18 protein-coding genes are annotated in these 21,644 nt (G+C 37.2%); 14 read left to right on the forward strand and 4 right to left on the reverse strand.

The genetic code is table 11. From position 1 onward, the window contains the following. Positions 1 to 5 precede the first annotated feature (5 nt). The 4 genes from G7B18_RS11060 (at position 6) to G7B18_RS11075 (ending at position 3,431) form a co-directional block, all read left to right on the forward strand. Positions 6 to 632: a gluconate 2-dehydrogenase subunit 3 family protein gene (locus G7B18_RS11060; RefSeq protein ID WP_164122587.1), complete on the forward strand. Its 627-nt coding sequence runs from the start codon at positions 6 to 8 to the stop codon at positions 630 to 632. 67 nt (positions 633 to 699) lie between these two features. Next, positions 700 to 1,281 carry a tRNA-(ms[2]io[6]A)-hydroxylase gene (locus tag G7B18_RS11065; protein WP_164109975.1) on the forward strand — a complete coding sequence of 194 codons (582 nt, stop codon included), beginning with the start codon at positions 700 to 702 and terminating at the stop codon, positions 1,279 to 1,281. Positions 1,282 to 1,407: 126 nt separating this feature from the next. Then, positions 1,408 to 2,442 carry an Atu2307/SP_0267 family LLM class monooxygenase gene (locus G7B18_RS11070; RefSeq protein WP_164109977.1) on the forward strand — a complete coding sequence of 345 codons (1,035 nt, stop codon included), beginning with the start codon at positions 1,408 to 1,410 and terminating at the stop codon, positions 2,440 to 2,442. A 140-nt stretch (positions 2,443 to 2,582) separates the two neighbouring features. Next, positions 2,583 to 3,431 (forward strand): DUF4349 domain-containing protein, encoded by an 849-nt coding sequence (locus G7B18_RS11075; RefSeq protein ID WP_164122589.1) that lies wholly within the window; start codon positions 2,583 to 2,585, stop codon positions 3,429 to 3,431. A 38-nt stretch (positions 3,432 to 3,469) separates the two neighbouring features. Here G7B18_RS11075 and G7B18_RS11080 read toward each other — a convergent pair whose 3' ends face one another. Next, a complete protein-coding gene (locus G7B18_RS11080) occupies positions 3,470 to 4,117 on the reverse strand; it encodes a hypothetical protein (RefSeq protein ID WP_164109981.1) in 648 nt (215 codons plus the stop codon). A gap of 151 nt (positions 4,118 to 4,268) precedes the next feature. Here G7B18_RS11080 and apaG point away from each other — a divergent pair, with 151 nt between their 5' ends. The 4 genes from apaG (at position 4,269) to G7B18_RS11100 (ending at position 10,474) form a co-directional block, all read left to right on the forward strand. Further along, positions 4,269 to 4,655, forward strand: coding sequence for a Co2+/Mg2+ efflux protein ApaG (gene apaG / locus G7B18_RS11085; protein ID WP_164109983.1), 387 nt, complete (start codon positions 4,269 to 4,271; stop codon positions 4,653 to 4,655). A gap of 271 nt (positions 4,656 to 4,926) precedes the next feature. Then, positions 4,927 to 6,792 carry an ABC-F family ATP-binding cassette domain-containing protein gene (locus G7B18_RS11090; protein WP_164122591.1) on the forward strand — a complete coding sequence of 622 codons (1,866 nt, stop codon included), beginning with the start codon at positions 4,927 to 4,929 and terminating at the stop codon, positions 6,790 to 6,792. 63 nt (positions 6,793 to 6,855) lie between these two features. Next, the gene (mnmG, locus tag G7B18_RS11095; RefSeq protein WP_164109987.1) at positions 6,856 to 8,715 is read left to right on the forward strand and encodes a tRNA uridine-5-carboxymethylaminomethyl(34) synthesis enzyme MnmG; all 1,860 of its coding nucleotides are present in this window, start codon (positions 6,856 to 6,858) and stop codon (positions 8,713 to 8,715) included. A gap of 199 nt (positions 8,716 to 8,914) precedes the next feature. Continuing rightward, on the forward strand, positions 8,915 to 10,474 hold the full coding sequence (locus G7B18_RS11100; protein WP_240452838.1) for an Ig-like domain-containing protein: 1,560 nt from the start codon (positions 8,915 to 8,917) through the stop codon (positions 10,472 to 10,474). Positions 10,475 to 10,487: 13 nt separating this feature from the next. Here G7B18_RS11100 and G7B18_RS11105 read toward each other — a convergent pair whose 3' ends face one another. Further along, the gene (locus tag G7B18_RS11105; RefSeq protein ID WP_164109992.1) at positions 10,488 to 10,997 is read right to left on the reverse strand and encodes a gamma carbonic anhydrase family protein; all 510 of its coding nucleotides are present in this window, start codon (positions 10,995 to 10,997) and stop codon (positions 10,488 to 10,490) included. 4 nt (positions 10,998 to 11,001) lie between these two features. Next, positions 11,002 to 12,594: an L-aspartate oxidase gene (gene nadB, locus G7B18_RS11110; RefSeq protein ID WP_164122595.1), complete on the reverse strand. Its 1,593-nt coding sequence runs from the start codon at positions 12,592 to 12,594 to the stop codon at positions 11,002 to 11,004. A gap of 480 nt (positions 12,595 to 13,074) precedes the next feature. On the opposite strand from nadB, the gene nadA reads away from it, so the two are divergent. From nadA to G7B18_RS11125, 3 genes are all read left to right on the forward strand, one after another. Further along, positions 13,075 to 14,073 carry a quinolinate synthase NadA gene (nadA, locus tag G7B18_RS11115; protein ID WP_164109996.1) on the forward strand — a complete coding sequence of 333 codons (999 nt, stop codon included), beginning with the start codon at positions 13,075 to 13,077 and terminating at the stop codon, positions 14,071 to 14,073. A gap of 30 nt (positions 14,074 to 14,103) precedes the next feature. Further along, positions 14,104 to 15,144 (forward strand): thiamine-phosphate kinase, encoded by a 1,041-nt coding sequence (gene thiL, locus G7B18_RS11120; RefSeq protein WP_164109997.1) that lies wholly within the window; start codon positions 14,104 to 14,106, stop codon positions 15,142 to 15,144. 116 nt (positions 15,145 to 15,260) lie between these two features. Continuing rightward, positions 15,261 to 17,171 carry an acetoacetate--CoA ligase gene (locus tag G7B18_RS11125; protein ID WP_164109999.1) on the forward strand — a complete coding sequence of 637 codons (1,911 nt, stop codon included), beginning with the start codon at positions 15,261 to 15,263 and terminating at the stop codon, positions 17,169 to 17,171. Positions 17,172 to 17,205: 34 nt separating this feature from the next. Here G7B18_RS11125 and G7B18_RS11130 read toward each other — a convergent pair whose 3' ends face one another. Further along, positions 17,206 to 18,813, reverse strand: a complete 1,608-nt coding sequence (locus G7B18_RS11130) for an acyl-CoA carboxylase subunit beta (RefSeq protein WP_164122597.1) — start codon at positions 18,811 to 18,813, stop codon at positions 17,206 to 17,208. 137 nt (positions 18,814 to 18,950) lie between these two features. On the opposite strand from G7B18_RS11130, the gene G7B18_RS11135 reads away from it, so the two are divergent. From G7B18_RS11135 to G7B18_RS11145, 3 genes are read left to right on the forward strand one after another with little or no spacing between them, the layout of a single operon-like run. Then, on the forward strand, positions 18,951 to 20,102 hold the full coding sequence (locus G7B18_RS11135) for an acyl-CoA dehydrogenase family protein (protein ID WP_164110003.1): 1,152 nt from the start codon (positions 18,951 to 18,953) through the stop codon (positions 20,100 to 20,102). Continuing rightward, complete coding sequence (locus G7B18_RS11140) at positions 20,092 to 20,946, forward strand: hydroxymethylglutaryl-CoA lyase (RefSeq protein WP_164122598.1); 855 nt, start codon at positions 20,092 to 20,094, stop codon at positions 20,944 to 20,946. Before G7B18_RS11135 ends, G7B18_RS11140 begins: the two co-directional genes overlap by 11 nt. Then, complete coding sequence (locus G7B18_RS11145) at positions 20,939 to 21,643, forward strand: enoyl-CoA hydratase/isomerase family protein (protein ID WP_164122600.1); 705 nt, start codon at positions 20,939 to 20,941, stop codon at positions 21,641 to 21,643. The genes G7B18_RS11140 and G7B18_RS11145 overlap by 8 nt, the downstream gene beginning before the upstream one ends. The last annotated feature ends 1 nt before the right edge of the window (position 21,644 follow it).

Consider the following 21,644-nt stretch of genomic DNA (forward strand, 5'->3'; position numbering starts at 1 on the left):
AAAAGATGAATAGAAGAGATTCATTAAAAGCCCTCGGAATTTTGGCTGCCGGAACGGCCGTTCTCACCCAGAACTCCTGCAACTCTAAGGAAAAATCGGCGAACACAGCAACAGATCAGACCGATAAATTACCCGGTGTACAGGATTTTGAATACGATAGAACGAAAAGACTTGAGGAAGAAACTTTCTTCAACGAGCATGAGATGGCTACGATCACATGCCTAGTAGATATTATCATTCCTAAAGATGAAATATCCCCTTCCGCTTCGGAGGTAGGCGTTCCTGCATTTATTGAATTTATTGTCAAAGATATTCCTGAACACAAAATTCCAATGCGAGGAGGTCTCAAATGGCTGGATATCCGTGCGCAGAAAAAGTATAAAAAGGTATTTATACATTGCGAAGACAACCAACAGATTGCTATTGTTGATGAAATAGCTTACCCTTCCAAAGCTAAACCCGACGTCGCTCAAGGGGTCAGTTTTTTTTCGAGAATGCGAAACCTTACAGCTTCAGGTTTTTACACGACCAAAGAAGGAATAGCGGATTTAGGATATCAGGGTAATAGACCTGGTGTGTGGACGGGAGTACCGGAAGATGTATTAAAAGCACATGGATTTAATACTGCATAAGAGTGAAAGTAAGAGGTCATCTAGTATAAATTATCTAAGTTTGTAAGTAAACAAATCTAGAATAACAATGTTAGGATTAAAACTATTAACGGATCCGCGCTGGGCCAATGTGGCGGAATCCAATTTAGAGGAAATTTTGACGGACCATGCTTGGTGCGAGCAAAAGGCCGCTTCCAACGCTATCATGCTGATTACCCAAAACCCAGAATTTGAAGATCTCGTTCACGAATTAACAGACATCGCTCTTGAGGAAATGGAGCATTTCAAAATGGTAATCGAGATTATTAAAGCCCGTGGCTATACATTAGGAAGAGAACGAAAAGACGACTATGTTGGCCAATTAATGAAGTTTTCTAAAAAAGATGGCTCCAGAAACCAAGCTTTTATCGATCGATTGCTTTTTGCGGCGATGATAGAAGCCCGTAGCTGCGAACGCTTTCGTGTACTTTCTCAAAACATTGCAGACCAAGAGTTAGCCAAATTTTATCACGACCTTATGGTTTCTGAAGCCAATCATTATACAACATTTCTAAATTTCGCTCGCAAGTATACAAAAGATGTCGATGTCGAAAAGCGCTGGAAGGAATGGTTAGACTTTGAAGGGGAACTGATACAATCATATGGTACCAAAGAATATATACATGGCTAGTTTTCTTAAACTACCTTAATTTTTACAATCCACACGCTCCCTATCTTTGTATAATTAATATGGTCGGGGTATCTGGATTAGATTGATAATCTTGACTTTTAGTTTTACGTTATACATCAACAAAGTATGTTAGAATTAGGAATAGGAATGTTTGGTGATCTACAGATCGATCCTCAAACTGGACAAATACAGTCTACACAACAACGTCTTCAAGAAATCATAGAAGAGATAAAATTAATGGACGAAGTAGGGCTTGATTTCTTTGGAATGGGCGAACATCACCGTTCAGATTATGCCGTGGCTTCACCGGAAATCATTCTAGCCGCAGCAGCAACAGTTACAAAAAAGATAAAGCTCGGTTCGGCAGTCTCTGTATTGAGCTCGGCAGACCCCGTAAAATTGTATCAAGACTTCGCTACGGTAGACTTGATCTCGGGCGGCCGTGCTGAAATCATGGCAGGTCGAGGATCTTTCATTGAGTCTTTTCCGTTATTTGGTTACGATTTGAAAGACTACAGCGCTCTTTTTGAAGAAAAACTAGAGTTATTGTTAAAGCTTAAGAAAAATGATACGATAAACTGGACTGGAAAATTCAGAAAATCATTAATCAATCAAGAAATACACCCTAGAGCAACCAAGGATGGACTCCCGATATGGATAGCCGTTGGAGGCACTACTTCGTCAGTAATCCGAGCCGGTAAATTAGGACTGCCAGTCATGTTTGCTATTATCGGCGGTGCATGGGAACAATTCAACCCTCTATTTGAAATGTATAAACAGGCGTATGAAGATAATGGGCATGATATGTCTAAATTTCAGGTTGGCGTACATATGCATGCTTTCTTTGGAGATAGCAGTAAAGATGTGGCAGAAAAATATTTTCCGATATATGCTGCTCAAATGAACCGTATCGGAGCTACTAGAGGTTGGCCATCGTACCAAAGAACTCAATATGACTTTGGTAGGTCTAATCATGGCCATCTTATTGTAGGAGATGCAAATGAATCTATCGAAAAAATATTAGCCGTTTGGGAAACTTTTGGTCTCACACGCTTTTCTGCCCATATGGATCTAGGAAGTCCTGATCATAAAGATATGATGAAGGCAATCGAAATATTCGGAACCAAGATTGCTCCAAAAGTAAGAGAGGCAACAAAATAAAAAAAGCGCTTTAATAAGCGCTTTTTTTATGGAATAATACTTGTTATTACATCTTCAAAAAACAAGATAGGACTTGCTGTTTGTAAGCAGTAATTAAAAAGGGTTTTACTTTTATAAAAAAATTCTAAATGTTTTGAAAAATGAATATAACATTATTTAGCAGCTTGCTCTTAGGTCTAACTCTTTTTTGGAGTTGTGGACAAGGTAACAAAGAAATCTCAGCTCCCCTTGACGCCAAGACAGCGGAAATGGCCAACGACGCGTCAGCAGCTCTGCAAAGCGAGAGCGATCTTCAATCAAACAAAACTGAACCCGAAAAAACAGCATTAGAAAAGAAAATTATCCGTACAGGAAATATCTCGGTAGAATCTAAAGACTTAAAGAAAAGCAAAACTAACTTTGATGTCCTAGTAAAGAAGGCTGGAGGCTATTATGAGAAAGAAACCACGTCTTCTGGGTCTACCTACACCAACTATAACTTGACAATACGAATTCCTTCTCTTCAATTTGTTAATTTCCTAGAAGAAATCGAAAAAGGGAAAGACAAAATAACTGAAAAATCAATCCAGGCACAAGACGTATCACTGCAATACTATGATCTAGAATCTCGCTTAAAAAGCAAAAGGACATATCTGGAACGGTATCAAAAGATGGTGGCGACCGCAAAAAGTGTGAAAGATCTTCTTGAAATAGAAGAGCAGATACGACAGCTACAAGAAGAAATTGAAAGTACAGAAAGTACGCTACGTGCAGTAAAAGATCAGATAAGTTATAGTACTATCCAAGTAAACATATATAACTCTGACACTCTTATGCCACACAGCGATAGTGGTTTTTGGATGAAAGTAAAAGAAGCCTTGGATTTCGGGTGGGAATTAATTGAGCATATAATTATCGGTTTGGTAGGCATATGGCCTATCCTCCTTCTAATAACAGGCGGAATATTTACCTGGCGTCGATTTAGAAAAAACAGGAAGGCTAAACAGTAATAGAAAAAGGGGAACCTCAAATAGTTCCCCTTTTTCTATTATTTAAGTGTGGAAAGATCCATTTTTTTGAAAATAGCAATAAGCTCATCCAGTGAATAACCATCACCTTCCAATTCCACGACAAACCGCTTGTTATAAACCCACTTTATTTCAGAATCTTTTATCCCCTCATATGTGTCTTCCTTTACAGCTACACGCATACCATCGATATCCATTGTCTTTTCAAAACCAGTTTCGGTTATTTCCTCTTTATCCGCATGTAATCCCATGAATACCAAAGATACAATACTCGATGCCCCCTCACCTGCTCCATCCATAATATCAACGTTAATCCGTTTAGACCCATCTTCATTTTTATATTCCGCTTTGGCACTAGCAAAATTCAATACACTCATTTCCCCCACCTTTAACGAAGTTCGCTTTAATCCATGAAATGTCTCCGGTAGTACACTCTTTAACACATCGTTAGAAACAGGTGTTTCCGCTTTCAAGGTATTCATCTGCGATTCGAGTTCTTTACTGTAATCTTCGAGTTTATTAAGGTTCTTTAAAGCTCCCGCAGATTCTGAAACCTGTTCCAATGCTCCTTTGTCATCAACCGCTTCCCGTTGTTTATCACTATTGCCACATGAGTACAAAATGCCTATTCCCAACAAAGCTGTTAAAATAATTTTTGTTCGGTTCATATTTTCAATCATTACGTATATAGATCAATAACATACTCAAAAATTATACCCTAAAGTACAATCGTCAAAACAATCTAATAAGTTTAAACTATTTATTATCAACTCCTAATAGAATTATGATTTTTAAAACATAGTTCCTAATTTTGAAAATATGATTACACAGTCAACTGCAGGAATTAACGTATCTGTAGAATGCATCTATCAATCGGAATATTCCAATCCTGACAATATGCATTTTATGTTTGCTTATCGTATAACTATAGAAAACAGTTCGGATTACACCGCACAGCTAGTAAGCAGACATTGGGAAATATTTGATTCAATAGGAGAGCACAAGCAAGTACACGGAGAAGGAGTCGTTGGTGAACAGCCTATTTTACTTCCTGGAACATCTCATCAATACGTGTCGGGCTGTAATCTAAAAAGTGAACTTGGCTATATGGAAGGACATTATATTATGGTGCGTGAGATTGATGGACAGCAATTCAAAGTCGATATTCCCCGCTTCAATCTTATTGCTCCATTCCGTTTAAATTAACAGCATACGTTAATAAGTCCCCATCTATACTCTTTTTCTGAGTAAAAAACAATAATTTGCTTATTTTTGTAATTGGATAATTGTGTCTCTACAGATTCGTATTAAGACAGTAAAAATACAATTATCTATACGGCTATTTTTATTGTTATTCAATAAAAATAGCGATTATAAAAACAACGGTACTCTCATCTCTTAAATTAAGATATAAAAGAGCTGAGAATAAAAGAATAAGTCTTCAAGACAAGAGAGACAACGATATAATATAAAAAACGTGAGTATACTTAGCACAGAACAAGTTGGCCATTCTTTTAACGACAGATGGCTTTTTAAAGAGTTGCATTTCGCACTTCAAAAAGGTGATCGTGTAGCATTAGTTGGAATAAATGGAACAGGAAAATCCACGTTATTGAAATTACTGGCTGAAGTATTCCCTCCGGAAGAAGGCAAGATAGTTAAGGAAAAAGGTATACGTATAGGTTACCTTCCTCAGGAACCTAATTTCACAGGTTTAAATACGATAAATGACTTTATATACAGCGCTGATAATGAACAACAACAATTGATTAAAGAATATGAAGACCTTATTGACTCCCCTACGGTAGACGAGAAGAAGCTGGCCTTAATAACAGACCAGTTAACTGCCCTTAATGCCTGGGAATACGAATACAATATTAAAACAATTTTAAATAGGCTACAGATATCAAATTTTGATCAAAATATTGATAGTCTATCTGGTGGACAGAAAAAAAGACTTTCTCTAGCTAAGTTATTAATTGATGAACCCGATGTATACATTCTAGATGAACCTACCAACCACTTGGACATAGAGACTATCGAATGGTTGGAAAAATTATTAACAACGGGTCAAAAAACAGTATTGACAGTATCACACGATAGATACTTCTTAGACAATATTTGTACAGAAATACGCGAACTAGACAAGGCCAAAGTACATCTTTACAAAGGAAACTACGCCTACTTTCTAGAAAAGAAAGCAGAACGTGAATACAACGATGTGATCCAAGCTGAAAAAGCGCGCAATCTATTAAAGAGGGAACTAGAGTGGATGCGCAGACAGCCTCAAGCTCGAGGAACTAAATCTAAATCAAGGATAGATGCATATTATGCTTTGGAAGAGAAATCCAAAGGGCCGCGTGCTCATGATAAGGTAGAACTTAGTGTTAAGGTATCTCGCCAGGGTTCTAAAATACTCGAACTGACTAACGTATCCAAATCTTTTCACAACAGCACACTAATTAAAAACTTCTCTTACGTATTTAAAAAAGGAGATCGAATAGGACTTGCAGGAAAGAATGGAACGGGCAAAAGTACATTCCTAAACTTGCTAACAGGATCAATCCTTCCTGACAGCGGTGTCCTCGATATCGGGGAGACTACAAAATTTGGTTACTATAAACAAGGTGGATTAAACTTCAATGATGGAGATCGCGTTCTTGATATTGTAAAAAACGTAGCCGAATATATTAAAATGGCGAATGGAGATACGTTAACGGCCTCTCAGTTACTAACGCTCTTTCTCTTCCCTCCCGATAAGCAGTTTGGCTTGGTAAGTAAATTAAGTGGCGGAGAAAAGAAACGTCTTCAACTCATGCGTGTACTTATGGCTAATCCTAATTTCTTGATACTGGACGAACCATCCAACGATCTTGATATAGACACCTTAAACGTACTCGAAGACTTTCTTACCAACTACTCAGGTATACTCATACTTGTATCACATGACAGGTATTTAATAGACAAATTAACGGAACAACTTTTCATTTTCGATGGCGCAGGTAATGTAACCATATACAACGGAAACTATGCAGATTACAAAATAGAGCAGGAATCAAAACTAAAAGAAGAAAAGCTTATTGAAAAAACAATAAAAGAAACCCCTACCTCAACCTCTAACAACACTGAAAAGAAAAAACTGAGTTATAAAGAACAACTCGAATATAATAGTATAGAAAAAGAAATAGAGCTATTAGAGAAAAACATATCGGAAAAAACAGAGCTATTAAACAATACGACAAAACACGAAGTTCTATCGGAAATATCAAAAGAAATCGAAAACCTACAACAACAGCTTGATAAAAAATCAGACCGTTGGATTGAGTTATCTGAATACATTTAACCTGTTCCACGTGAAACATCAGTAAAAACAAACCCTGTTTCACGTGGAACATCATTAACATATATGTTTAATAAATATAACGTAATCGTAGTTGGTGCCGGACATGCTGGTTGTGAAGCTGCAGCGGCTGCCGCAAACCTAGGGTCTTCTACCCTACTAATAACTATGAACATGGGGGTCATAGCTCAAATGAGTTGTAATCCCGCTATCGGTGGCGTAGCAAAAGGACAAATAGTAAGAGAAATAGATGCCATAGGTGGATACACAGGAATTATAGCCGACAAATCCACCATTCAATTCAGGATGCTCAATAAATCCAAAGGACCTGCTATGTGGAGTCCTCGAACGCAAAATGATCGCATGCGCTTTGCAGAAGAATGGAGACTTCAGCTCGAATCCATCCCCAATCTCGATATGTGGCAGGATACCGTCAAAGAAGTCATCGTAGAAAACGGAACAGCAAAAGGTGTGATCACATCGCTTGGAATTCGTATAGAAGCTGATGCAGTAATTTTGACAAACGGAACCTTCCTAAACGGTATAATTCATATAGGTGAGAAAAAATTTGGTGGAGGCAGAACCGGAGAAAAATCAGCAACTGGACTTACAGAACAATTAGTATCTTTAGGTTTCGAGTCCGGTCGAATGAAAACAGGAACTCCCCCACGTATAGATGGTCGTAGTCTAAACTATTCGCTCATGGAAGAACAATGGGGTGACGAAGAAAAAGGGCGATTCTCCTATACAGATGTACCGTTACCTACAGAACAACGTTGTTGCTGGATTACCTATACAAACGATAAAGTTCACGAAATACTAAAAACGGGTTTCGAAAAATCACCTATGTTTACCGGTAGAATAAAAGGATTAGGCCCGAGATACTGTCCTTCTATAGAAGACAAAATAAATAGATTTGCAGAACGAGAACGTCACCAAATATTTGTAGAACCTGAGGGATTCCAGACAGTAGAAATTTATGTCAACGGTTTTTCAACATCTCTTCCGGAGGATGTACAGCAAAAAGCACTGCGTCTTATCCCTGGATTTGAAAATGCAAAAATGTACCGTCCGGGATATGCCATAGAATATGACTACTTCCCTCCTATGCAATTGGATCTTACTTTAGAAACACTAAAGGTTAAAAATCTCTTTTTCGCCGGACAAATAAATGGTACTACAGGCTATGAAGAAGCCGCTGCACAAGGACTCATTGCTGGCATCAATGCACACCAAAAAATAAACGATTTACACGAGCTCATTATGAAACGCTCTGAATCCTACATCGGCGTTCTGATAGACGATTTGGTAACTAAAGGAACTGAAGAGCCTTATAGAATGTTTACCTCACGAGCTGAACATCGATTGCTTTTGAGACAAGATAATGCAGATATACGTCTCAGTCCGATCGGACACAAACTGGGATTAATATCTGATGATCGTCTGAGAAAAGTAAAAGATAAAATTTCCAACTCGGATAAATTGGTCGAACATATGAAACAGGTCTCCGTAGCACCAGAATCTATAAATGAGATTCTAATACGCGAAAATTCAAGTCCTATTACACAAAAAGCTAGAATGTTTAATATGTTAACACGGCCGCAGATAAATATATATCATCTCGCCGAAGCCGACATGGAATTCAAACAGATCCTCGATCAATATGATAAAGAATCCGTAGAGCAAGCAGAAATAAAAGTAAAGTATGATAGCTATTTTGAGAAAGAAATTGAAATTGTAAATAAGATGAAAAAAATGGAGGATAAAGAAATAAATCCTAATTTTGATTATTCTTCATTAACATCATTGTCTATTGAGGCTAGAGAAAAATTACTAAAAGTAAAACCACGAACGCTGGGTCAAGCTTCACGTATATCTGGGGTTTCACCATCTGATATAAGTGTATTAATGGTTCATATGAGCTAAATAACTACATATCAACACATTACATAAAATACAGTAGAATTAAAACAAAGCGATATAAGAGAATATTTCTATAATTATGACACAAGAGTCCATGAATAAAAAAAATTCAATAAAAGGCTTAAAAACAAGCTTATTTCAAAAATTAGTAATTTTAGGTTTCACTTTTCTTATATCGCTTACATTTTTTCGCTGTGCAAACATGCAAAGACCAACGGGAGGGCCAAAAGACTCTCTCCCTCCCAAAATATTGAATGAGTCGCCGACAAACTATTCTACAAACTTTAAAGCAAACGAAATTGTACTTACACTTGATGAATACATCAAGCTTAATAACCAATTCAAAGAGTTTAGTATTTCTCCAGATCTCGACAAACAGCCAGAATATAAAATAAGAAAAAAAACACTGCACATTTTATTGCCGGATTCATTAGAAAAAAACACGACCTATACAATAAATTTCGGAAAAGGCCTTGTAGATTACAACGAAGGAAATCCTATTCTTAACTATAATTACGTGTTTGCCACCGGGCCAGAACTCGACTCTTTACAAATCAAAGGATCAGTCACTAACGCTTTCACAAAGGTATTTGATGAAAAAATCGATAAAGACGTAAAAGTCTTACTTATTCCAACCAGTCAAGACAGCATATTTGGAAAACGTAAAGCAAATATCTTTACGTTAGTGGATTCTTCAGGAAACTTTACATTCCGGAACCTTAAAGAAGATACCTATCGTATATATGCCTTAAAAGAACAAAATAACGACCGAATATATAACAATCCAGAAGAATCGATAGGCTTTATAAAAGACAGTATTGTACTGAATAGCAACGTATCAGGTATAAAAATAGCATATTCGAAAGGAAAGCCAGAAAAATTCAGAACAATTGAAAAAAAGATCGAAAAAAATGGTAGAGTGCTGTTAACGTTCAATCAACCTATTGATAATCCAAATATCACTATAATAGATCCAGCAATTCAATCTAGCGCACATTCCATTAGCTATTCAAATGACAAAGATTCAGCTTTCGCATTTATAAATAAACTGGATTTTGATTCTATTAAGTTCCAAATTGCGGATAGTAATCTTGTATTAGACACGGTGTTAATCCGACGATCCAAAAACGAAAAATACGAAAGATTTATAGAACCCCTATTAAACATCAGTAATAAAGTAGACAAAATAAAACATATCACGTTAACAAGTATCTATCCAATTGCAACTGTAGATAAAAATAAAATAATACTAAACGAGGATAGTACTTCTAGACGCAACTTCCAACTGCAACAGGATAGTATACTCAAAAACCAATATCATATACGTTTCAATTGGAAACCGAACAAGAACTATGAACTTATTTTGGAAGAAAAGGCTATCTTAAGTCCATTTGAAGACTTCAATAAAGAATTCAAAATTAAGTTTACGCTGGATCAATCAGAGAATTATGGTGACATTAAATTCAAGATAGCTGGCGTGGAAAAAGACGTACAATACATTGTACAGCTTATAGATGAGAAAAAGGAAAAAGTTTATGATTCGCGTATCTTGATCAATATGGAAGAAATAGCATACAATAAATTTCAAGGGGGAAAATATAGCCTACGGATCATAAAAGATCTAAACAAAAACAAAAGATGGGATGGCGCTGATGTATACAAGAAACAGCAAGCCGAACCGATATGGTACTTGGATAAAGCTTTTACAATCCGTGCAAATTGGGAGCAAAGCGAAAATATAGTACTTAAATTTGACGATTAGTCGTTAATTCTAATTACAGAAACCAAGAAGCGTACTTTACATAATTCTGCGGCAATTTCTGCAATAAATTAAGTTGCTCTTCCGTCAGTGGTTTTATTTTCTTAGCAGGTACGCCTGCATATAGAAAACCGGATTCGCATACTGTATTCTCCAATACCACGGAGCCAGCAGCAATAATAACATCTTGCTGAATATGTGCTCCGTCCATGACAATCGCTCCCATGCCGACTAATACATGACTGTCTATGATGCACCCATGCACAATTGCATTGTGCCCTATATTGACATGGGATCCAATATCTGTTCCATTACGCTCATAAGTACCGTGTATGGTTACATTGTCCTGGATATTTGAGAAATCTCCTATTTTAATATAATTAACATCACCGCGTATCACTGCATTAAACCATACGGAACAGTTTTGCCCGATTGTTACATCGCCTACAATCGTACTATTAGGAGCTAAATACGTATGATCACCTATAAAAGGAAAACTTTCTTTGACTGGAAGAATAATAGCCATATATCTATAAAATTGTATCTGCTAATTCATTAGCATGTTCAGGATAATCTGTTGTATAATGCAATCCCCTACTCTCCTTTCGGGTCATTGCCGATTTAACAACCAAGTATGCCACTTGTATAACATTTCTCAGCTCACAAAGTTTAACAGACAATTTGGTACCTTTATAAAAGGACTCTGTCTCCTCATGTAATAGTCCAAGACGTCGCATGGCCCGCTCCAATCGAAAATCTGATCGTACAATGCCTACGTAGTCGCTCATAAATTTCTGTGTCTCACGTAAATTATGTGTCACTAAAATATCTTCGTTTAACAACTTTGTATTAGAATCGTCCCAATCTGGAATCCCCTCCATAAAGGAAATAGATTCAAATTTCAATTGAGCATTTAGAAAAATCCGATGCGCATATACTGCCGCTTCCAATAAAGAATTGGAAGCCAACCTATTAGCACCATGAAGACCTGTTGATGAACACTCGCCGCAAGCATACAAATTACCTATAGAACTAGCACCAAACTCATCGACCATTATACCTCCACAAAGATAATGAGCAGCAGGTGTAACAGGAATAAAATCATTTGTCATATCCAATCCGATGGATAAACACTTCTCATAAATATTTGGGAAATGTGATAACAAATCGGCTTTATTTTTATGAGTAATGTCGAGGTAGACGTAGTCCAAACCTGACAATTTCATTTCGGTATCGATCGCTCTAGCGACTATATCACGTGGAGCCAAAGAACCTCGATCATCATACTCCTCCATAAAGGAATCACCATTCTGTCTTCTCAAAACCCCACCAAAACCTCTTACAGCCTCAGATATAAGAAATGCCGGATACTCGCTCGGGTTATATAACGAAGTGGGATGAAATTGGATAAACTCCATATTACGAACCTTGCCTTTTGCTCGATAAACCATAGCAATTCCATCTCCGGTAGCTATTATTGGATTTGTCGTACTGGAATATACATGCCCAGCACCCCCCGTTGCCATCAATGTTACTTTCGCGAGAAACTTTTCCACATTGTTGGTATAAGTGTTAAAAGCATAAATACCATAACATACAATATTGTTAGACCGCTTATCCACATGTTGACCCAAATGATGTTGCGTAATAAGATCTACTGCAAAATAATGTGTTAATATCTCAATATTGGGTTCTTGGTGAACCTTTTCCAACAAAGCTCGTTCGATCTCATACCCCGTAATATCCTTATAATGAAGGATTCTGTGTTCAGAATGCCCTCCTTCTTTGGCTAAATCATAACTACCAGAATCCTCTCTATCAAAGGAAGTTCCGTAAGCTATTAATTCGTCGATACGTGCCGGACCTTCCTTTATCACGTTTTCCACAACATCTGAATCACAAAGACCATCACCAGCAATTAACGTATCCTGGATATGCTTTTCAAAACTATCACTATTATCTGTCACCACAGCCACACCGCCTTGTGCGTATTTTGTATTGGACTCATCCTCATTAGACTTAGTGACTATCAGTACCTTACCTAACTTGGCTGCTTTCAATGCAAAACTCAACCCTGCAATTCCCGAGCCTACTATTAAAAAGTCAACCTTTCTCTCCGACATAAAAAACTTAAACTTATAACCTATATACGTTAACAAATTAACAAAATATGTGGAAAACGTGTAAATAATTAGTGAATTAAATTTGAAAACTATTTTTTACTCCACAATCCACATAAAATACACACATATCAACAGGTATAATTAGACAAATATGAAGAGGATATTAACAAATTGTAAACATAAATCAATTCACAACTTAATATGGAAAAAATAAAAGTAGAAAAATTACAGTATTGAAAATCAATGTATATCACCTACAAATCTGTTGATAACTTGTTGATAAAATAGGATTATCTCAAAAATAAAATAAAATATATGTCACTTATCCCCATTTTCCACAGACTAATAAACAATAAGTTCGATTTATATAAAATAGATTATTAATTATTGAAAAAAAGGAATGTGGATTTCGTTTGAATTTCTTTGTTTACTTTTGTGATGTTGATTTAGTCCCATTGATTGACATATTAAAGAAGAGAGATGAATATTACTTTTGAGAGAGACTTAGAAGCCAAAGGCTTTGTCGATGTACCTATTGATCCGAGTATTGATTTGGTCGATGAAATAAAAAGACTGAAAAAAGAAAAGAATGCTGTTATTCTTGCGCATTATTATCAAGAGTCTGAAATACAAGATTTGGCAGATTATATTGGTGATAGTTTAGGTTTATCGCAGCAGGCTGCAAAGACAGATGCCGATGTAATCGTATTTGCAGGAGTTCATTTTATGGCAGAGACAGCTAAAATATTGTCCCCGAGTAAAAAAGTATTGTTGCCAGACCTAAAAGCGGGATGCTCACTGTCCGACAGTTGTCCACCACATTTGTTTGCAAAATTTAAAGAGCAATATCCAGATCATCTGGTGATTACCTATGTGAACTGTACAGCGGAATTAAAAGCACTTTCGGATATTGTATGTACTTCGAGTAATGCAGTACAGATTGTTGAAAGTTTGCCTATCGATCAAAAGATTATTTTTGGCCCGGATAAAAACTTAGGTGACTACGTAAAGAAGAAGACTGGAAGGGATCTGGTATTGTGGAATGGTGCATGCATGGTGCATGAAATCTTTTCCCAAGAGAAAATAGAACGTTTACGTGGTGAATATCCAGATGCTAAATTTATTGCACATCCCGAATGTGAAGAGCATATCTTGCGTGAAGCTGATTATATCGGATCTACATCCGGAATGTTAAAGTTTACCATAGAAGATGCTAGCCAAACCTTTATTGTAGCGACGGAATCGGGTATTTTGCACCAGATGCAGAAGGCCAGTCCTAATAAAAAGTTTATCCCTGCTCCGCCAAACAATGCCTGCGCCTGCAATGATTGCCCACATATGAAACTAAATACATTGGAGAAGTTGTACAATTGCCTCTATTATGAGCAACCTGAGATTATCCTTCCTGAAGATGTGATTTTTAGAGCTCAGAAGCCTATTGAACGTATGTTGGAAATATCAGCAAAATTGGGTTTGTAATAAATAAATTAAGAAAATTGCGTCAAAAATATGTTTGATAATATAGACAAGACAAATATAAGTGAATTAGGAGAGTTTGGTTTAATAGAACATCTTACTCAAGCTGTCGAATTAACCGAAACTTCAACGGTTAAGGGGATCGGAGACGATGCTGCAGTACTGGACTTTGCTAATAAGAAGACTTTGATTTCTACAGATCTTTTGTTGGAGGGTGTTCACTTTGATTTGCGTTATGTTCCTTTAAAACATCTGGGCTATAAAGCTGTACAGGTCAATTTAAGCGATATTTATGCAATGAACGGGATGGCCTCGCAAATTACTTTTTCAATTGGTCTTTCATCCAAATTTCCATTAGAAGCTGTTGAAGAAATCTACGAGGGAGCTTTAATTGCCTGTAAAAAGTTTAATGTTGATTTAATCGGCGGTGATACTTCTGCTTCGGCACAAGGATTGGTTATTTCTGTAACCAGTATTGGTTATGTCGATGAGGGAGACATCGCGTACCGATCCGGTGCAAAAGAGGGAGATTTGCTATGTGTCTCTGGGGATCTCGGCGGGGCCTATGTCGGATTACAGTTATTGGAGCGCGAAAAGAAAATTTATTTGGAGAACCCTAATATTCAACCCGATTTAGAAGGAAAGGACTATATTGTCGAGCGGCAGTTGAAACCTGAGGCGCGAAAAGATGTTGTTCAGCTATTGGATGCGTTGCACGTGAAACCTCATGCAATGATTGATGTTTCCGATGGGTTAGCTTCTGAAATTCTTCATGTTTGCAAAGCTTCAAATGTAGGTTGTAGGCTTTATGAAGATAAAATACCTATTGATCCAATGACTTATGAGACTGCTCGGGAATTTGGATTGGATCCTACTGTATGTGCACTAAGCGGAGGAGAAGATTATGAACTTTTATTTACGGTACCACAATCTGATTATGATAAAATAAAAGGACAATTGGATATTTCTGTAATCGGCTATATAACAGAGGTTTCTGCAGGATGTGCGATGATATCTAAGTCGGGACATGAGCACGAAATTAAAGCACAAGGATGGAATGCTTTTAATAAATAGGCAAGCCTTATGAAATAAGTAAATTGAAAGTCCAGATTACGATATATATATAATTCTTGCTAATTTTGTGGCTTAAATTGCTAATTTTGCAATTGTAATAGCCGAAAATAAACATTATGAGCAAAGCTTTATGGACACCGCCGTCCGAGTATATACAAAAGTCTGGACTTTTTAATTATCAACAATTTTTAGAATCTAAAAAGGGAAGGAAATTTTCTTCTTATCATGATTTACACCAATGGTCTATTGATAATCTTGATGAATTTTGGACCAGTGTACTCTCCTATTTTGAGATATCTTATTCTGGAACGTATAATCAAAGCATATCTTGGGATTCTAAATCAGATGATTTTATTGATACACAGTGGTTTGAGGGAATAGAACTAAGTTATTCGGAGCATATTTTCAAACAGACGACTACAGAACGGCCAGCATTGAAATTCGCCAGCGAGTCGATAGGATATGAAGAAATATCCTGGCTGGAATTGACAGAGATGGTAAGTCGCATTCAACAATTTCTCGTTGAAAAGGATGTAAAAAGAGGAGATCGTGTTGCAGCCGTTTTAAATAATACCATTGAAACAATTGCTATATTTTTAGCAGTCAACTCATTAGGAGCTATATGGTCTTGTTGTTCTCCTGATTTTGGAGATGTTAGCATTTCCGAACGATTTACACAAATAAAGCCTAAAGTACTCTTTATAGAGACGTCCTATCAATACAACGAAAGGATATTTTCTAAATTAGACACACTTGAAAGGTTAAAGACTGATCTGGTGGATCTTTCTGCAATTGTCCAAGTGTATGAAGAAGATTGGAAGAAAATTATATTTGGATATGTCCCTAAGAAGTTAACCTTTACACGTGTTCCGTTTTCACATCCCATATGGATATTGTATTCCTCTGGAACGACAGGAAAGCCTAAGGCTATTACCCATAGTACAGGTGGAAATTTGTTAGAGCATTTTAAAGCTCTGGTTTTGCATCAAAATGTACAGGTTGGCGAAAATTTTCTCTGGTATACAACGACAGGATGGATGATGTGGAACTATGCATTATCTTCTCTATTGTGCGGCGCTACGCTGTGTCTATTTGATGGCATTATCAATCATAATAAGCACCTTACTTTTTGGACTTTTTTGAAGCGTGCCAAGGTAGATCATTTAGGTGCAGGTGCCGTCTACTTTAGTTCTTTAGAGGGATTGGAAGTAAAGGATTATAGTCCAAAAGTAATAGGATCTACAGGTTCTCCATTACCTGTGGCTACTTTTGAAGATTTACAACGTAAGTTTCCAGAGGTTCATATCGTGTCCTTGAGTGGAGGGACAGATGTTTGTTCGGCTTTTTTATCAGGATGTCCTATCCTACCTGTTTACGCTGGGATGCTTCAGTGTAGGACATTGGGATCTGATATAGTAGCTTATAACGATGAGGGGACCTCAGTATATGATGAGGTCGGCGAGTTAGTAATCCGCAAACCCATGCCATCTATGCCCCTATGTTTTTGGAACGATGTGGATAATGTAAAATATCATGAAAGCTATTTTGACCGTTTTCCAGCAGTGTGGAGTCATGGAGACTGGATAAAGATAAATGAGGAGGGTATTGTGATTTATGGTAGGTCGGACGCGACGTTAAACCGTGGTGGCGTACGTATCGGAACGGCAGAAATATATAATGCAGTGAATAGTTTACCCGATATTAAGGATAGTCTGGTTATATGTATCGATTATGAAAGCGGAGCATCATCTATGCTATTATTTGTGCAGTTGGAGGATGATTTTAGCTTTACAGAAGATTTAAAAGATAATATAAAGCGAACTTTAAGAAGTCAATATAGTCCAAGACATGTCCCTGATTCGATTTATAGTGTTTCTGATATTCCTTATACCTTAAGTGGGAAAAAGCTAGAGCTTCCTATCAAGAAAATTTTTTCGGGATCCGACGTTAGTAAGGTCGTTTCGAAGGATATTATGCGCAATCCTGAATCGTTAAAGAATTATGTCGATATTTACAAAAGTATTTAGGGCTGTAACACAGCCCTAAATACTTTTGTAAATACTAGGTTTGTATAACACCTACATTGTATTTAGGAATGTCAGGATTGTGGTTTGCAGCCTCAATTCCCATACTGATGATTTTTCTGGTTTCCTTAGGATTTATTACACCATCCACCCAGAGTCGAGCAGCAGCGTAATAGGGACTTAGTTGTTCATTATATTTCTTTTCTATTTCAGAAAGTAAATTATTTTTTTCATTTTCTGAGAGTTCTACTCCCCTACCTTTTAGGGTTGCTTCTTGGATTTGTAATAGTGTCTTGCCTGCTGATGCTCCACTCATTACAGCCATTTGAGCTGTCGGCCAGGCATATATTAGGCGTGGATCATAGGCTTTTCCACACATCGCATAGTTTCCAGCTCCATAACTATTTCCTACAATGAAAGTAAACTTAGGGACCACAGAATTGGCCATAGCGTTTACCATCTTTGCACCATCTTTAATAATACCTCCGTGCTCCGATCGCGAACCGACCATAAATCCAGTTACATCTTGGAAGAATACCAATGGTATCTTTTGTTGATTGCAATTCATTATAAATCTTGCAGCCTTATCGGCAGAGTCTGAATATATAACACCTCCCATTTGCATTTCTTGCGTACCTCCGGGTTTCTTTGCTTTGACGACTTCTCTTTGATTGGCAACTATACCTACTGCCCAGCCATCTATTCGAGCTAAGGCACAGACTATGGTCTTACCGTAATCTTTTTTATACTCTTCAAGTGAACCCTCGTCTACAATTGAATTCAATAATTGTAGCATATTATAAGGTTTAAGTCTATCTTCTGGAAGATTTCTATAAATTTCTTCTTCAGCTAGTAGAGGTAATTTGGATCTGATTCTTGAAAAACCGGCCTTTGGTGTATCACCAAACTTGTCAATAATATTTCTAATTGCATCTAAGCAGCTTTCGTCATTTGGATACTTGTTATCTGTTACGCCAGATATTTCAGAATGGGGCGTAGCTCCACCTAGACTTTCGTTATCAATGAGCTCCCCGATGGAAGACTTTACGAGATAGGAACCTGCTAGGAAAACAGAGCCTGTACCTTCTACAATGAGTGCATAATCCGACATGATGGGTAAATAAGCTCCGCCAGCAACGCATGATCCCATAATAGCAGAAATTTGTGGAATGCCCATTGCCGAAATTTTTGCATTGTTTCGAAAAATTCTTCCAAAATGCTCTTTATCAGGGAATATTTCATCTTGCATGGGTAGATATACACCAGCTGAATCTACCAGGTAGATAATGGGAAGATGATTTTCCATCGCTATCTCTTGCGCTCTCAGGTTCTTTTTACCGGTGATAGGGAACCAAGCTCCAGCCTTTACAGTGGCATCATTTGACACGATAACGCATAATCTCTTCTTGACATAGCCCAAGACAACGACTACACCACCATTAGGGCATCCACCATCATTGAGATACATATTGTCTCCTGCAAATGCACCTATCTCGGTATAATAACTGTCCGGATCTAACAAATATTTGATACGCTCCCAAGCGGTAAGCTTCCCTTTTTCTTTGTGTTTTTGAATTTTGTCTAAACCGCCTCCTAAGTAGAGTTTTTCAGTTTTTTGTTTTAATATTTCCAGAAGGTGTTCCATATTCTATGGATTATTAATTTAATATTTACAAAAGGTTGTTTAAATTATTTTTATAAATATCGTAAAATATAATTTGTTTTTTTTGATATTTGTAATAATAATTATAAACTGAATATAAACATAAGTAAAATTTCATTATGTACAATGCGAAGGATACCGAGCAAATGGTAATGATACGTGAGAGCGCACGTGAATTTGCAAAAACGCACATCAAACCCTTTGTTATGGAGTGGGATGAGAAGCAATTTTTTCCAGTGGATCTTTTTAAAAAAATGGGCGAGTATGGATTTATGGGCATATTAGTACCGGAGAAATACCATGGTGCAGGACTTAGTTATCAAGAGTATATTACCATTTTGGATGAAATATCTAAAGTATGTGGTTCTATTGGTCTATCTGTAGCAGCTCATAATTCGCTGTGTACAAATCATATTCTTTCTTTTGCAAATGAAGCACAAAGGGAAAAATATTTACCTAAATTAGCTACAGCAGAGTGGATAGGCGCTTGGGGATTGACCGAAACAGGATCAGGATCTGATGCAGGTGGAATGACAACGGTAGCTGTTCAAGACGGCGATTATTGGGTGATTAATGGATCTAAGATATTTATTACCCATGCCATTAGTGCCGATGTTGCTGTAGTAATAGTACGTACGGGTGAAAAAGGAGATAAGCACGGTATGACTGCTTTTATTATTGAAAAAGGTACTCCAGGATTTACAGCAGGTAAGAAAATTGATAAATTAGGCATGCGAGCCTCGGAAACAGCAAGTTTGTTTTTTGATAATTGTAGGGTGCATAAAGATCAAGTAATTGGACAAGTCGGCAATGGTTTTGTACAAGCATTGAAGCTCTTAGATGGAGGTCGAATTTCTATCGCGGCTTTATCGCTTGGAATCGCTCGGGGGGCTTATGAATGTGCATTGCAATATGCTAACGAAAGAGAACAATTTAATCAAAAAATATTTGATTTTCAGGATGTTTCTTTCAAGTTGGCAGATATGGCCACAAAAATAGAAGCTTCCGAATTATTAATCAGAAAGGCTGGTTATTTAAAAGATACCCATCAGAAAGTAACTAAAGAGGGTGCAATGGCCAAATTGTACGCTTCGGAAGTCGCTGTTGAAGTGGGGAATGAGTCTGTACAGATTCATGGTGGCTATGGTTTTACCAAGGATTTTCCGGCAGAAAAGTTCTTTCGTGATGCGAAATTATGTACTATAGGTGAAGGAACAAGTGCTATTCAAAAGATGGTAATCGCACGTGAAATACAAAAAAATGTTAAATAGTTCAGAAATAAGACTGGTAGAATGTCCCAGAGACGCTATACAAGGTATAGGTGATTTTATTCCTACACAGAAGAAAATCACCTATATAAATGGATTATTGGCGTCAGAATTATTTGAGTATATTGATTTCGGGAGCTTTGTTTCGCCAAAAGCAGTGCCTCAGGTGGTCGATACGGTCGAGGTGCTAGATGGTTTAGAAAAAGGAAAGACCAAGTTGTTGGCAATAGTAGCTAATGAAAGAGGAGCAGAAGCTGCTTCAAAGCTCGGGCAAATAGATTACCTGGGATACCCCTTTTCTATCTCTGAAACATTTCAGAAACGTAATGCTAATTCAACGGTAGAAGAATCTTTAGAGCGTGTAAAGCGTATTTGCGATCTTTTACAATTTGGAAAACAAGACCTCGTTGTATATATATCTATGGCTTTTGGAAATCCTTACGGTGATTTGTGGCATGAAGATTTAGTATTAGGGTGGATCGAGCGGCTTTCAGATTTGGGAATAAAAAGATTCTCTATTGCGGATACAACGTCAGAGGCTTCTGTAGAGGCTATTTCTACATTGTATAGGCTTGTGGCTAATCAATTTTCAAGTATAGAACTTAGCTTGCATTTACACGCGCGTATTGAGGAAGCACTTTTAAAAGTTAATGCAGCTTATGAAGTAGGATGCAGACGTTTTGAGGGAGCGTTTTTAGGATTTGGCGGATGCCCATTTGCTAAGGATGATTTAGTAGGTAATATCCCTATGGAATTGCTTTTGGATAGATTTGGAAAAGGAAACCCGCAACAGATTATGCAACTGATGGACGCATTTCAAGAAATGATAGGAAACAACGATGTATAGATATATCAAGGTAGAAAAAGAAGGATTTAAGTGTACTGTAACGCTAACGCGATCAGAAAAGCGGAATGCTTTTACACCTACGATGATTAATGAAATCGATCATGCCTTTCGGCACGCAAATGATGATGATGCAATAAAAATTGTAGTAATTCGGGCTGAAGGACCAGTTTTTTGTGCAGGAATGGATTTAAAGACTTTTGAAGACCCAACACTCGATACACCTAATCCACATATAGTTAATAGGAATGTATCACTCGGTGAAGTATTTGATAGCTTGTTAAAGCCTTCGGTGGCTATTTTAGAAGGAAATGTGATTGCTGGCGGTTTTTTGATTATTCTCGGCTGTACTTATACTTTTGCAAGTAGAGAAATTAAATTCAGATTACCGGAACTGGAATTAGGGATATTCCCGTTTCAGGTAATGGCTAGTTTATTGAAAGTAATGTCTGAAAAGCAGGTTTTACAGTTATGTATGGATACTCGGTATTTCGATGCGGAAAGAGCATTGTATCTGGGCATTATTGATGGTTTCTTAGAAAAAAGAAAAGTAGAGGAACTAATAAATTCTTTTGCGGAGAAAGATACAATAGCCCTTAAGACAGGGATTTATGCTATGCGAAGATTGAATACTATCGTTCCAGATGAGCGGTTTTCATTTCTAAAAAATGTTTTGGACGAATTGAAGCAGAGTAGGTAAT

Origin of the sequence: Sphingobacterium sp. xlx-130 (assembly GCF_011007405.1) — a bacterium.
GTDB classification, from domain to species: domain Bacteria; phylum Bacteroidota; class Bacteroidia; order Sphingobacteriales; family Sphingobacteriaceae; genus Sphingobacterium; species Sphingobacterium luzhongxinii.

Coding starts and splice junctions, on each gene's coding strand:
- G7B18_RS11060 (WP_164122587.1), top strand. CDS start 6: ATGAATAGAAGAGATTCATTAAAAGCCCTCGGAATTTTGGCTGCCGGA.
- G7B18_RS11065 (WP_164109975.1), top strand. CDS start 700: ATGTTAGGATTAAAACTATTAACGGATCCGCGCTGGGCCAATGTGGCG.
- G7B18_RS11070 (WP_164109977.1), top strand. CDS start 1,408: ATGTTAGAATTAGGAATAGGAATGTTTGGTGATCTACAGATCGATCCT.
- G7B18_RS11075 (WP_164122589.1), top strand. CDS start 2,583: ATGAATATAACATTATTTAGCAGCTTGCTCTTAGGTCTAACTCTTTTT.
- G7B18_RS11080 (WP_164109981.1), bottom strand. CDS start 4,117: ATGAACCGAACAAAAATTATTTTAACAGCTTTGTTGGGAATAGGCATT.
- apaG (WP_164109983.1), top strand. CDS start 4,269: ATGATTACACAGTCAACTGCAGGAATTAACGTATCTGTAGAATGCATC.
- mnmG (WP_164109987.1), top strand. CDS start 6,856: ATGTTTAATAAATATAACGTAATCGTAGTTGGTGCCGGACATGCTGGT.
- G7B18_RS11100 (WP_240452838.1), top strand. CDS start 8,915: ATGCAAAGACCAACGGGAGGGCCAAAAGACTCTCTCCCTCCCAAAATA.
- G7B18_RS11105 (WP_164109992.1), bottom strand. CDS start 10,997: ATGGCTATTATTCTTCCAGTCAAAGAAAGTTTTCCTTTTATAGGTGAT.
- nadB (WP_164122595.1), bottom strand. CDS start 12,594: ATGTCGGAGAGAAAGGTTGACTTTTTAATAGTAGGCTCGGGAATTGCA.
- nadA (WP_164109996.1), top strand. CDS start 13,075: ATGAATATTACTTTTGAGAGAGACTTAGAAGCCAAAGGCTTTGTCGAT.
- thiL (WP_164109997.1), top strand. CDS start 14,104: ATGTTTGATAATATAGACAAGACAAATATAAGTGAATTAGGAGAGTTT.
- G7B18_RS11125 (WP_164109999.1), top strand. CDS start 15,261: ATGAGCAAAGCTTTATGGACACCGCCGTCCGAGTATATACAAAAGTCT.
- G7B18_RS11130 (WP_164122597.1), bottom strand. CDS start 18,813: ATGGAACACCTTCTGGAAATATTAAAACAAAAAACTGAAAAACTCTAC.
- G7B18_RS11135 (WP_164110003.1), top strand. CDS start 18,951: ATGTACAATGCGAAGGATACCGAGCAAATGGTAATGATACGTGAGAGC.
- G7B18_RS11140 (WP_164122598.1), top strand. CDS start 20,092: ATGTTAAATAGTTCAGAAATAAGACTGGTAGAATGTCCCAGAGACGCT.
- G7B18_RS11145 (WP_164122600.1), top strand. CDS start 20,939: ATGTATAGATATATCAAGGTAGAAAAAGAAGGATTTAAGTGTACTGTA.